The sequence below is a fragment of the Rhizorhabdus sp. GW822-FHT03C02 genome (assembly GCF_058801765.1).
Genome location: NZ_JBXANN010000015.1, coordinates 24649 through 37529, shown reverse-complemented (window position 1 = coordinate 37529; position 12881 = coordinate 24649). Strand labels below are relative to the sequence as shown.

The 12881-nt window shown below is 67.3% G+C and carries 7 protein-coding genes; 4 read left to right on the top strand and 3 right to left on the bottom strand.

The annotated features are described in order from the left end of the window. Window positions 1-52: 52 nt before the first annotated feature. Together AC1RM6_RS26600 and AC1RM6_RS26595 are read right to left on the bottom strand one after the other, a co-directional pair. A complete protein-coding gene (locus AC1RM6_RS26600; protein ID WP_493106954.1) occupies window positions 53-1681 on the bottom strand; it encodes a phytoene desaturase family protein in 1629 nt (542 codons plus the stop codon). Window positions 1682-1697: 16 nt separating this feature from the next. Then, window positions 1698-2882, bottom strand: coding sequence for an aromatic ring-hydroxylating oxygenase subunit alpha (locus tag AC1RM6_RS26595; RefSeq protein ID WP_493106952.1), 1185 nt, complete (start codon window positions 2880-2882; stop codon window positions 1698-1700). Window positions 2883-3113: 231 nt separating this feature from the next. On the opposite strand from AC1RM6_RS26595, the gene AC1RM6_RS26590 reads away from it, so the two are divergent. From AC1RM6_RS26590 to AC1RM6_RS26575, 4 genes are all read left to right on the top strand, one after another. Beyond that, window positions 3114-4850, top strand: coding sequence for a calcium-binding protein (locus AC1RM6_RS26590; RefSeq protein ID WP_493106951.1), 1737 nt, complete (start codon window positions 3114-3116; stop codon window positions 4848-4850). Between the two features lie 161 nt (window positions 4851-5011). Beyond that, entirely contained in the window at window positions 5012-5458 is a 447-nt protein-coding gene (gene trxC, locus AC1RM6_RS26585) for a thioredoxin TrxC (RefSeq protein ID WP_493106949.1), read from the top strand. Window positions 5459-5524: 66 nt separating this feature from the next. Continuing rightward, entirely contained in the window at window positions 5525-9481 is a 3957-nt protein-coding gene (locus AC1RM6_RS26580) for a CHAT domain-containing tetratricopeptide repeat protein (RefSeq protein ID WP_493106947.1), read from the top strand. A gap of 19 nt (window positions 9482-9500) precedes the next feature. Further along, window positions 9501-10436 carry an alpha/beta hydrolase gene (locus AC1RM6_RS26575; protein WP_493106945.1) on the top strand — a complete coding sequence of 312 codons (936 nt, stop codon included), beginning with the start codon at window positions 9501-9503 and terminating at the stop codon, window positions 10434-10436. Between the two features lie 63 nt (window positions 10437-10499). On the opposite strand, the gene AC1RM6_RS26570 is transcribed toward AC1RM6_RS26575, so the two are convergent. Continuing rightward, complete coding sequence (locus AC1RM6_RS26570; RefSeq protein WP_493106943.1) at window positions 10500-12878, bottom strand: TonB-dependent receptor; 2379 nt, start codon at window positions 12876-12878, stop codon at window positions 10500-10502. Window positions 12879-12881: the final 3 nt, after the last annotated feature.

Genomic DNA, 12881 nt, shown 5'->3' with positions numbered 1-12881 from the left:
TACTTAAATTCAAGTCGAGAGACTCCGCCGCTATCCGGTCAGGTCGCAGGGTTCAGCGCCGCAGCAAGCGCCCCCATCCGCGATCGGCGAGGATCGCCTGCGCGGCATTGTGCCCCGGTGCGCCGGTGACGCCGCCGCCGGGATGGGTGCCCGCCCCGCACATATAGAGGCCGCGGATCGGTCCGCGATAATCGCCATGCCCGAGCACCGGCCGCGCCGCCCAAAGCTGGTCGAGCGCCATATGGCCATGCATGATGTCGCCGCCGACCAGGCCGAAGGTCCGTTCGAGGTCGAGCGGCGACAAGATCTGCCGGCCGACCACCGATGCCGCGAAGCCCGGCGCATGCTGCTCGACGGTGGCGATGATATGATCGGCGGCGGCTTCACGCTCGTCGTCCCAGCTTCGCTGGCTTCCGTCGGGATTGGCCGGCAGCTCGGGCGCGAATTGCTGGCAGAACAGGCTCGCGACATGGCTGCCCTGCGGCGCGAGGCTGTCGTCGATCGTCGAGGGGATCAGCATCTCGACGATCGGCGCCTTCGACCAGCCATAAGCGCGGGCGTCGACGAACGCCTCGTCCATATAGTCGAGGGTCGGTGCGATGATGATGCCGCTGCGATGATGCTCGCCGCCATCCTGTCCCTGGCTCGGCAGAACGGTGAAATCGGGCAGTTCGGACAGCGCGACGTTCATCCGGAACGTCCCCGAACCAGCACGGAACCCCTTCATCCGATGGCGGAAATCGGCGTCGAGATCGGCCTGGTTGAGCAGCTTTCGATAGAGCAGCCCCGGCCCGACATTGGCGGCCACCACCGAGGCGAAATATTCCGCCCCGCCTTCGGTGCGCACCCCGACCGCCTTCCCGCCATCGACCAGCACCTGCGCGACCGGCGCCTCGGTCTCGATGACGACCCCGACCTCCTCGCACGCGGCCTTCATCAACTGGGTGATCGCCCCCATCCCGCCGACGGCATGGCCCCAGGCGCCCTTCTTGCCGTTGACCTCGCCGAAGACATGGTGAAGCAGGACATAGGCCGATCCGGGGGTGTCGGGGCTGGCATAGTTGCCGACCACCGCGTCGAAGCCGAACGCCGCCTTGACATGCTCGTTCTCGAACCAGCCGTCGAGGAAGTTGCGCGCGCTCTTGACGAACAGGTCGAGAATGTCGCGCTGCGCCGGCAGCGACAGGCCCGCGACCTTGCGCCCCTGCGCGCCCGCGCGGATCAGTTCGACGATGCCGCCGCCGGCATTGGGCGGGATCTTGAGCGCGAGATCGCGCAGCACCTCGGCGACACCTTCGAGCGCATCATAATAGCGCGGCAATATCTCGGCATCGGCGGCCGAGAAGCGCCGGAACTCGGCCTGGGTGCGATCGAGCCCGCCGCCGAGCTTCAGATAGCCGCCTTCCCAGGGCAGGAAGTTCGAGATCGGCCGTTCGAGGATCGTCAGCCCGCGCTCGCGCAACTTCATGTCGGCGATGACGCGCGGCTGGAGCAGGCTGACGGTGTAGCTCGCCACCGAATTGCGGAAGCCGGGATGGAATTCCTCGGTCACCGCGGCGCCGCCGACCACCGCCCGCCGCTCGAGGATCCGGACCTTGAGCCCCTTGCGCGCCAGATAGAAGGCGCAGACGAGCCCGTTATGCCCGCCGCCGATGACGACGACGTCCTGTTGCGTTGTCATTCTTGAAACCCCACCCTCAAATCTCTCCCGCGACGCTGTTCGCGCTCCACCCCGCTGCCGGCTTGTGCGGCAGCCGCGCCTCGGGGATCAGCGCCCGCAGCTTGCGCGCGAAGCTGCGCAGACAGACCTCGCTCTCACCGAGCGGACCGGGCACGAAGCTCGGCGCCGCCATCCCTTCCTGGACGCGCGCAACCAGATCGGTGTCCTCGGCGTTGACCTGGCGGTTGATCCGCCAGTTGAGATAGCGTGCCGCCTTCATTTCGCGCCGGTCGTCGGGCAGCGCATAGGCGATCTCGCGGATCATCGTCCGCGTCGGCGACACCGGCAGGAACTGCATGAAGTCGATCTGGTCGGCATAGATGTCGAACGCCGTGTTCGGCCACAGCTTGAAATAGAGCCAGAAACGCTGGCGATCGTCCGTGAGATGCGCGACCGGCGGCAGCAGCTTGCGGTACAGCGCCTCGCTCGGCGAAGCCGGTGCGCCGTCGCGGATCGGCCCGCCGAGCCGGTCGACCCACTGGCCCGCGGCGATATCATAGCCCGGGCCGAACAGCCGCTTGAGCCCGGGATGCGCGACTGGGATATGCAGCGCGTCCGAGTAATTGTCGGCGATATTCTTCCAGTTGACCTCGCGCGGGCGCATCGTCACCCGGCCGATCGCGCGCATGTCCTCGAAGCGATAGGGCGCGATCTCGGCCTCGTGCGGCGCCATCATCTCGGCGACCGACGGCCCTGCCCGTTCGATCTGCACGAACACGAAGCCGCGCCAGACTTCGACCGCATATTCGGGCAGGCCATGCCGCCCGAGGTCGAGCCCGGGATAATCGGCACGGTTCGGAACCCCGGTCAGTCGCCCGTCGGTCGCATAGGTCCAGGCATGATAGGGACAGACGAGCCGGCGCGCGCAGCCCTCGGCACCATCGAGCAGCCGCGCCGCGCGGTGGCGGCAGACATTCGACAGCGCCCGCACCCGGCCGTCGTCGCCGCGGATCGCGACCAGCGGCTCGCCGGCCACCGACAGCGACTGCCAGTCGCCCGGATGGGGGATGTCGCTCAGATGGCAGACCAGCTGCCACGACCGGCGGAAGATCCGCGCCTGTTCGAGCGCGAAGGCCTCGGGATCATGATAGAGCCAGCCCGGCAGGCCGAACCCATCGTGCGGATCGACCGCCGCCCCCGTCTTCACCGCCTGCAACGCCATCGTCTCGATCCATATGCCGACCAGCGCCCATCACTGGCCCGCCGACGCGCGGCGCGCAACCTCCCAGCATCGGTCCGCTGGCGGCGGTTGTCATCATGCGATTGACTTCGAGAGGCTATATATCGGGATCAGCGACAATTTCCGGTGATCCATATAGAATGGGGGGCGGTCTCGGGGTCGCCATGCGCGATCGATATCGAGGTATGAACTCCAACCATAAGGCTAGGTGGCATGGCGAACATCGAAGGCACGGCAGGCCCCGACATCCTGATCGGTACCGATGACGACGACCGGCTCGATGGTCGCGAGGGCAACGACCTCATCATCGGCGGCCTTGGTGACGACGTGCTGATCGGCGGCGCCGGCGTGGACATGGTTTCTTATGCCGGTGCGGGCAGCGGCGTGAAAATCAATCTGACGCTGACGACGGCCCAGACGACCGCGACCGACGGAAAAGACATATTGTCCGGATTCGAGAATCTCCGCGGGTCGGGATTCGGCGATACCCTGATCGGGAATGCCGGCGCCAATATGATCGTCGGTGATGCCGGCAACGACATCATCGACGGCGGTGATGGCAACGACATCATTCTCGGGGGCGCGGGCAGCGACAGACTGACCGGCGGACTGGGGATCGACACACTCAGCTATGCCGGCGATCCGGGCGGCGTGACGGTCAGCCTGGCCATTGCCGCCCTTCAGCATAGCGGAGGCTCGGGCAACGACACGGTCGCGGGGTTCGAGAATCTCACCGGCTCCGCATTCGATGACCGGCTGGTAGGCGACGCCGGCGCCAACATCATCGCCGGGGGCGCCGGCGACGATGTTCTGGACGGCGGGGCCGGCAACGATCTCCTCGACGGGGGCGCCGGTTTCGATATCGTATCCTATGCCGGATCCGCCTCCACCGTGAACGTCTCGCTGGCGATCATGACGGCGCAGAATCTGGCGGCATCGGGACGCGACACGCTGGCGTCGATCGAAGGCCTGATCGGCACGATCTTCGGCGACCGGCTGGTCGGGAACGACGGCGACAACATATTGACCGGGGGCGGCGGCAACGACCAACTGACCGGCGCGGCCGGCAACGACATCCTGCGTGGCGGGGCCGGCAGCGACATATTGCGCGGAGGCGACGGGGTCGACCTGGTCACCTATGACGATGCGACGTCGCGGGTCGTGGTCAACCTGATGATAGACGGCACCGTCCAGCACACCCGCGGCAGCGGCAACGACTCGATGACCGCCATCGAAAATCTGACGGGCTCACGCTATAACGACGTCCTTCAGGGCAGCACCGGCGCCAACATCATCCATGGCGGAGCGGGCGACGACCGGATCGACGGCGGCACCGGTGCCGACCAGCTGTTCGGCGATGCCGGGATCGACACCGTCGGCTATGGATCGACCATTGGCGGCGTCACCGTCGACCTGAACATCTCGATCGCCCAGAACACCGGCGGCGGCGGTATCGATACGCTGAGCGGGTTCGAGAATTTGAGCGGTTCACGATATGATGACAGGCTGACCGGCGACGGCGGCGCCAACATCATCAGGGCCGGCGCGGGCAGCGACATCGTCGCTGGCGGCGCCGGTAACGACCAGCTTTTCGGAGAGGGCGGGGTCGATTATCTCGACGGTGGCGCGGGCCAGGATATGCTGAACGGCGGCACCAGAGGCGATCTGTTCATCGTTTCGGCCGCCACCGACAGCGCCGTCGGCTTCGGCGACATCATCGCCGACTTCCATCACGCCGAAAAGGATCGGATCGACCTGAGCGGCCTTTACGGCGGAACCTTGAGCTTCATCGGTACGGGCGCATTCTCGCATCATGCCGGCGAACTGCGTTACGCCCTGTCCGGCTCGGACCTGTTCGTCAGCGGCGATATCGACGGAGACGCCATCGCCGATTTCGAGATCCGCCTCGTCGGCGTCCAGGAGATCGTTGCGGCGGATTTTCTGTTTTAGGAATTGGGGCGGATTCAGCCCGGATATCCCTTGGTTTCCGCGGGGCCGACAGACATTTCATCTGGTTCGAAATGGGATGGCGCCGCTTCGCGTCCTCCCGCCCCGGTTGCGCGCTCCACGAGGTTCGGCAAGGATATGGCGCCCCCGCGAAGAGAGCCGTCATGAGCATCGCCGATCCCCGTCTCGTCATCTGCCCAAGCTGCGCCACCGCCAATCGCGTTCCCGCCGACCGGCTGGCGGCGGGCGGCAAATGCGGCAAATGCGGATCGGCGCTGTTCGGGGGCGAGCCGGTCATCCTCACCGCCGCGAATTTCGACGCGCACGCGACCCGATCCGACCTGCCGCTGCTCGTCGACTTCTGGGCCGACTGGTGCGGCCCGTGCCGGCAGATGGCGCCGGCCTTCGCCGCCGCGGCGGCGCAACTCGAGCCGCAGTTGCGGCTCGGCAAGCTCGACACCGAGGCCGAGCAAGCAATCGCCGGGCGCTATGCGATCCGATCGATCCCGACGATGATCCTGATCACCAAAGGCCGCGAGATCGCGCGGCAATCGGGGGCGATGCCGGCTTCGGCGATCGTCCAATGGGCGCGGGGCGCGATGCCGCGCTGAGCGAGCCTGTTGTAAAGACGCGGCCGATCATCGACAAAAGCCGGACAATCGGGGGGATGTTGGCGCATGAAGCTGCCTGGGGGGGCGTCGGGATCCTATCGCGCGCGATTTGCCGCGACCATCGCGATCACGGCGATGTTCGCCGGCGTGCCGATCGGCGTCGTTCGCGCGCAGGCGGCGGATGCGTCATCGACGCCGGCCGACGTCGATGCCCAAGCGATCGCGGCTTATGATCAGGGCCATTATGCCCGGGCTTCGGCGCTGCTGGCAGCGATCCCGGCGCCGACCGCGGCGCGCGCGCTGGCGCGCCGGCTGAACCTTGCGGCGATCTTCGAACTGGCGGCGGGCGACGGCGGCAAGGCGCTCGCCGATCTCGACCGGGCGACGACCTTGCTCGCCGCCGTCCCGAATGCGACCGCCGCCGATCGCCTGACGCTGCTCGGCAACCGCGCGGTCGTTCTGGGCCGGCTCGGCCGCTATCGCGAGGCAAAGGCCGCTCTGGACGATCTTCGGGTCCGCCGCGCGGCAGCGACGACCGCCGATGCGCCCGAGGCCATCGCGGCGCTCGGCAACGCCGCGGTCGCGGCCTGGCGCGCGGGCGATATCGAGACGCCGGGGCCGATCTTCGCCCGGCTCGCCGATCGCCTGCGGGCGGCACTCTCGCCTCCCCCCGCGCTGCTCGCCGCGACTCTTGCCAACCAGGCCGGCGTCGCCATCGCCACGCTCCAGCCCGCTTTGGCGATCGGCGCCGCGAAACAGGCGCATGCGCTCGACCTCGGGCTGCGCGGCGAGACGGCCGCCGGTTCGCTGCGGACTATGGTGCTCGAGGCGCAGGCATCATCGGCCGGCACCGGCTGGGCCGATTATCGCGAAGCGGCGAGCCGGGTCTCGGCGGCCTTCAATCTCGCCCGCGAGCATCGCGACGCAAGCGATCCGACCCGCTACAGCCTCGACATCTTCGCCTATCTGCCGCTGCTCGATCCGCGCGCCGATTTTCCACAACTGCTCGACCTGATCGACGGCGCCGACCGTGCCTTCTATCTCGACCGCAATCGCATGATCCATCCGTCGTTCGCGACGCCCGGGGAGGAGGTCGCCTTCAACCGCGACATGATCGCGCTGGCCCGGCAACTCGGCAACGGCATCACCGTCCAGCTCGATGCCTACAGCATCGCCAAGGCGCTTGCCGATGCCGGCGACAGCGCGGGCGCGTTGCCCTGGGCCCGGATCTCGCTCGATCGGCTGATCGACCGCTTCGACTTCAAGGCGATCGACGACACCCCTTATCGACTCTATCTCGATCTGCTCGAAAAAACGGGCCAGGTGCCCGCTGCCGAGGCGTTGCGGCAGCGGCGGCAACGCGCCGACACGGTGCTGGCCGCGGCCGACCGGATCGAACAGGATTTCTACCGCGAACGCAGTGGCCCGGCGGACAATCTGGCGCTGGTCGACAAGCAGCTCGCGCTGCTCGCCGACTATCCGGGGCCGCAAAGCTATCGCTATGGCAATGCGCTCGATTACAAGGCGATATTCCTGTCCGAAGCCGGCCGCCCCGAAGAGGCGATCGCGACGCTCGAACAGTCGATCGCGATCACCCGGGCAGTGCTGGGCCCGCTCGACGACGACATGCTGCGGCAACTGCGCTTCTATGCCCAGTTGCTGACCCAGTCGGGCCGCACCGCCGAAGCGCGTGCTGTGCTCGCCGAGGCGATCCGCAGCGAATCCTACCGGCGCGATCCTGGCCGCGACACCGTCAGCCTCTATATCCAGGCCTTGACCGACAGTGGGCAGACCGACGCCGCGCTCGCCTGGGCGAACCGCCAGCTCGCGCAATATGACCGCGAAAGCGCGCTGATCGCTTCGAAGAAGCGTCATAATGCCGAACTCGCCGCCCAGGGCGGCGTCGGCGACATCGTCATCGACAATGATCTCAGCACCGACGAGTTGTTCGACAAGGTCGGCGTGCTGCTGGCGATGGGCCGCTACGCCGAGGCCGAGACGATCGGACGCGAGATCGTCCGCCGCCGCGCGGCGATCGGGCGGATCGATTATGAAAGCTATCGAGGCCACAATGTCCTCGGCCTCGCGCTGCTCGGCCGCGCCGACCATCCCGCCGCCGAACGCGAATTCGCCGCGGCGCGCAAGGTTCTCGACGGGCTGAAGGCGGTCGAACCACTCGCCTATGACGAGAATGCGCTGCTGCTCGCCAGGGCCCGGCTGGCGATTCCCGAACGTCGCGGCAGCGCGCTCGATATGCTGACGCCGCTGGTCGACCATGCCCGCAATAGCCGGCTGGGCCGGGTTCAGGCGATCGGCGGTTCGGCTGCCGCCGCCTCCGGCGGGCTGCGCCAGGCCGATCTGTTCGCGCTCTACGCCGACGCACTCTGGGCGCGGGATCCCGGATCGCCGGCATCGAGCGGTCTTGCCTTCGCGGCGATCCAGGAGGCCATGGCCAATCCGGCGAGCCGCGCGGTGGCGCAGGCGGCGGCACGCGCCGCCGCCGAACGCCATGGCCCGGAACTCGGCGCACTGGCCCGCGAGCGTGAGGAACTGGTCGCGATCTGGCGCGACATCGACCAGAAATTCGCCGCTGTGGTCGGTGGAAACGACCAGCAGGCCGAAACCGAACGGGCACGGCTGATCGCCGCCAAGGCGACGCTCGAGCAGCGCTTCGCGGCGATCGACGACCGGCTGCGGGTCGATGCCCCCGAATATCATGCGCTGGTCCAGCCGGGGGCATTGTCGGTGGCGCAGGCCCAGGCGCTGCTCGGCCCCGACGAGGCCGCACTGATCATATTGCCGACCGACCATGGCACCCATCTGATCGCCGTCACCCGCGACGCGCTGCAATGGAGCCGGTCGGCGCTGACCGCGTCACAGGTCCGCGCAATGGTCGCGCGGCTGCGCAGCGATCTCGACCCCAGCCCCAAGGCCGATCCGGTCGAGGCGAAGCAGCAGCGCTGGGCCTATGATCGCAGCACCGCCTTTGCGCTCTACCAGCAGTTGATCGCCCCGATCCTGCCGACGATCCAAGGCCGCAAACAATTGTTCGTCGCGGCCGACGGCGCGTTGGCTTCGCTGCCGTTCGGAGTGCTGGTCACCCGCGCCCCGCAGGGCGACGATGCCGACATGGCGGCGATGCGCGCCACCGGCTGGTTCGAGGATGATGTCGCGCTGGTCCAGATCCCGTCGCTCCAGTCGCTCCAGTTCCTGCGCAGCCTGCCGAAACGCACGGCCGCGAACCAGGCAGGCCCGATCAGCTTCGTCGGCTTCGGCGATCCGGCGCTCGCCGACAGCGCGATGCTGCGCGGCCTGGGCACCACCGCGTCGAGCCGCGTCGGCCGCGGCATCAGCCCGTCCGCGCTCGCCGGGATCGGCCTGTCGCGCGACGGCGGCGCTCTGGCCGATGTCAGCCGGATCCGCGAGCTTCCGAGCCTGCCGGGCACCCGTACCGAACTCGAAAATCTGCGCGCCGCGCTCGGGGCTCCCGAAAGCGCGCTTCATCTCGGCGCCGACGCCAACGAGGCGCGGGTGCGGTCGATGCCGCTCGCCGGCGATCGGATCATCGCCTTCGCGACCCATGGCGTGACCGCCGGCGAGCTTCAGGGGATCGCCGAGCCCGGACTGATCCTCAGCCCGCCGGCCGAGGCGACCGCCGATGATGACGGCTATCTTTCGGCGTCCGAAATCACCGCGCTCCGGCTCGACGCCGATTGGGTGATATTGTCGGCGTGCAATACCGCCGCCGGCGACGGCAAGGGCACACCGGGTCTTTCGGGGCTGGCGCGCGCCTTCTTCTACGCCGGCGCGCGCAACCTGCTCGCCTCGCACTGGCCGGTGTTCGACGACATCGCCGCGCGGATCACCGCCGACGCGATCCAGCGCCAGCAGGCCGATCCGTCGCTCACCCGCGCCCAGGCGCTCCAACGGGCCACCCAGGCGATCCGCAACACCGCCAACGATCCCTCGACCGCGCATCCCGCGGCGTGGGGCCCCTTCACCCTCGTCGGCGACGGCGAATGACCGAGCAGAAGGCCTGTCCATGAAGATATCGATGATCGCGCCCGAACTGCGCAAGGCGACCCGGTTGATGTCGATGCCGCTGCCGGTCCGCTCGGCGCTCGGACGCGGCATCGTCCGGCGGCTGATGGGGCTGGTTCCCGACGTGAAGCAGGACGATGTCCGGATCGAGGTGCCGGGCGGCGACGCCCCCGACCTGCGCATCTATCACCCCAAACGCGTCGTATCGGGCGCCGCGCTGTTCTGGATCCATGGCGGCGGTTTCGTGATCGGCAATGTCCGGCAGAGCGATCGCTTCTGCATCGAGGTCGCCCGAGATCTCGGCATCACCGTCGTCGCCACCGGTTACCGGCTCGCGCCCGAACATCCCTTCCCCGCCCCGCTCGACGATTGCCATGCCGGCTGGCAATGGCTGCTGCGATCGGCGGAGACATTGGGGATCGATCCGCATCGTATCGCGATCGGCGGCCAGAGCGCGGGCGGTGGCCTCGCCGCCAGCCTGGTCCAGCGCATCCAGGACGGCGACGGCATCAAGCCCGGCGCGCAATGGCTGTTCTGTCCGATGCTCGACGACCGCACCGGCGCGCGGCGCGAGCTCGATGCCGTCAGCCATCGCCTCTGGAACAACCGCCTCAACGCCTTCGGCTGGGGCGCCTATCTGGGCACGGCGCCCGGATCGGCCGAGCTTGCGCCTTATGCCGCGGCGGCGCGGCGCCAGGATCTGCGGGGGTTGCCGCCCGCGTGGATCGGGGTCGGCGATGTCGATCTGTTCTGCGACGAGGACCGCGACTATGCCGCGCGGCTGCAGCGGGCCGGGGTCGAGACCAGCCTCGATATCGTGGCCGGCGCGCCGCATGGCTTCGAGGCCTGGGCCGCGGACACCGATCTGGCCCGTCGCTTCATCGGCCGGGCGAAGACATGGCTGAGCGAGATGCTGATCGAGGGCGAGGCGGATTGATCGGCGGAAACGAAACCGGTGCATTCGCGACCATCAGGGTCGCGAATGCACCGGTCCCGAGGGTCAGAGCTTGCCGCTGAACGACACGCCGATGATGCGCGGATCGTTGTAGACCGCCGCCATATAGTTTTCGATCACGCCCTTGAGGTTCTTCTCGTTGGTGATGTTGCGAGCGAACAGCGCGATCTCGTAGCGGCTGTCGGGGCCGCTATAGCCGATCTTGAGGCCCCCTTCGAAATTGCCGTTCGAGGTGAACTCCTTGGTCTTGTACAGCACATAGCTGGTATAGCCCTGCAGGTTCCAGTCGGTCGACACGAACAGCTTGGCACCGCTCGCGAGCGGGACATCGTAACGCCCTGCGAAGTTGAGATTATATTTCGGGGCATTCGGCAGCGGGTTGCCGTCGATCTGCGCGAACACCGCCGGCGAACCGAACACCGGACGGGTGATCGTCGGATCCTCGACGGTGCAGACCACCACCCCGTTGAGCGCACAGACCTGCGCATAGACGCGCTTGTCCTTGATCTCGCTGTGCAGCAGGCTGAGGCCTGCGGTCAGCGACAGGTTGCGCACCGGGCGCAGCTCGGCATCGGCTTCCATGCCGTAGGCCTTGGCCTTGTCGGCGTTGAACAGCACGCCATTGCCGTTGCTGTCGTTACCGTTGAGCTGGATGTCCTTGACCGTATAGGCGAAAGCGGTCGCGTTCAGGCGCAGCTTGTTGTCGAACAGGCTGCTCTTGAAGCCGGCTTCCCACGAAAGGATCTTTTCCGAATTGGCGGTGGTGAAGTCCGAATTGAACACCGCCGAACGGCCCTGGATGGTCGGCCCGCGGAAACCCTTGGCGACCCGTGCATAGACGCTGACATTGGGATCGACCTGGTAGAGCGCGCTCAGATCCCAGCTCGGCTGCTTGTCCGACAGGCGGACATAGCGGCGACCGGTATAGGTCACCGCACCCGCCGCGGTGTCGGCGGTCTTCACCAGCCGGGTCTTCTTGGTGTCCTTGGTCTCGCGGATGCCGCCGGTCAGGGTCAGCGCGTCGGTGACCTGATAGCTGACCTGGCCGAACAGCGCATAGGAGGTGTTGATGTCGCGCAGCCGCACCCAGTTGTTGGGATTGCGCGCGGCGGTCGTCAGGAAATAGGCGCGCTGGTAGAAATCGGTGGTGTCGCGCCCGTCGAAATAGAAGCCGCCGAGCTGCCATTTGAACGGCCCGTCGCCATCACTGGCGAGGCGGATTTCCTGGGTGATCTGGTCGAGATCGCGGATCTGGCCCTGCGACTCGCCGAAGCCGTTGGGAACGCCGTTGACCGGGAAGTTCGCCGCGGCGCCGCCATCGGTATCGCCGCGGCTATAGCCGTTGGTGGTCTCGTAGGCGGTAATCGAGGTCAGCGACACGCCGCCGAAATCATAGGTCGCCTTCACCGACGCACCATAGGTGTCATAGGCCTGCGGATTGTTGTTCGCCTCGTCGAACGCGACCTGGGTGCGCGACGCGTCGGACTTGTTGCTGCCCTTCTTGATCGCCTGGCGCAGGAACAGCGTCGAGGTGCCGTCATAGTTGCGGGCATGGCCCGATGCGAGGATCGAAAAATCCTCAGTCGGGGTCAGCAACAGCTGGAGGCGGACGTCGCGCTCGTCATAGCCGCCCATCGCATTCTTCTTCGGGGTGACGGTGCCGTCAGCGCTGGTGCCGGTGAAGACGTTGTCCACATAATCGTCGCGGTGCTGGTAGAGCGCCGACAGGCGGAACGCGATCTTGTCGGCGACGATCGGGCCGCCGATGCCGCCGTCGAAGGTGATCGTGTTGTAGCTGCCATAGGAGGCCGAGGCCCGGCCCGACAGTTCCTGGGTCGGACGGATCGTGTCGAACTTGATGATGCCGGCGGTGGTGTTGCGCCCGAACAGCGAACCCTGCGGCCCGCGCAGCACCTCGATCTGCTGGACGTCGAACACCGGGTTCGATTTCAGCACGACATGTTCGAGAACGACGTCGTCCTGGATGATCGACACCGGCTGCGACGCGCCGAGATAGAAGTCGATATTGCCCAGGCCGCGAATGTAGAAGCGCGGGAAGATCCGGCCGGTGGTCGTTTCGGCGTAGAGGCTCGGCACCTTGCCCGACAGCGCGAGCAGCGTGTCCTCGCCGCCGCTCTGGAAGGCGCGCAGATCCGATCCGCCGACGACGCCGACCGACACCGGAACCTTCTGCAGATTCTCGGAACGGCGCTCGGCGGTGACGGTGATCACCTCGAGATCGTCGACATCGGCGCCGCTGGCTGCGGCCGCGGGCGCGGTCTGCGCCGAGGCGGCGTTGGCGCAGATAAGCGCACCGAAGGCGACGCCGATCAGCGCCGCGGTCTTGAAGGCAGGATAAGACAAGATAGAACCCCTTGATGGGCGCGATAGCCGCGCTCCGGATATGTTTTCCCTCGCCGCCATTTC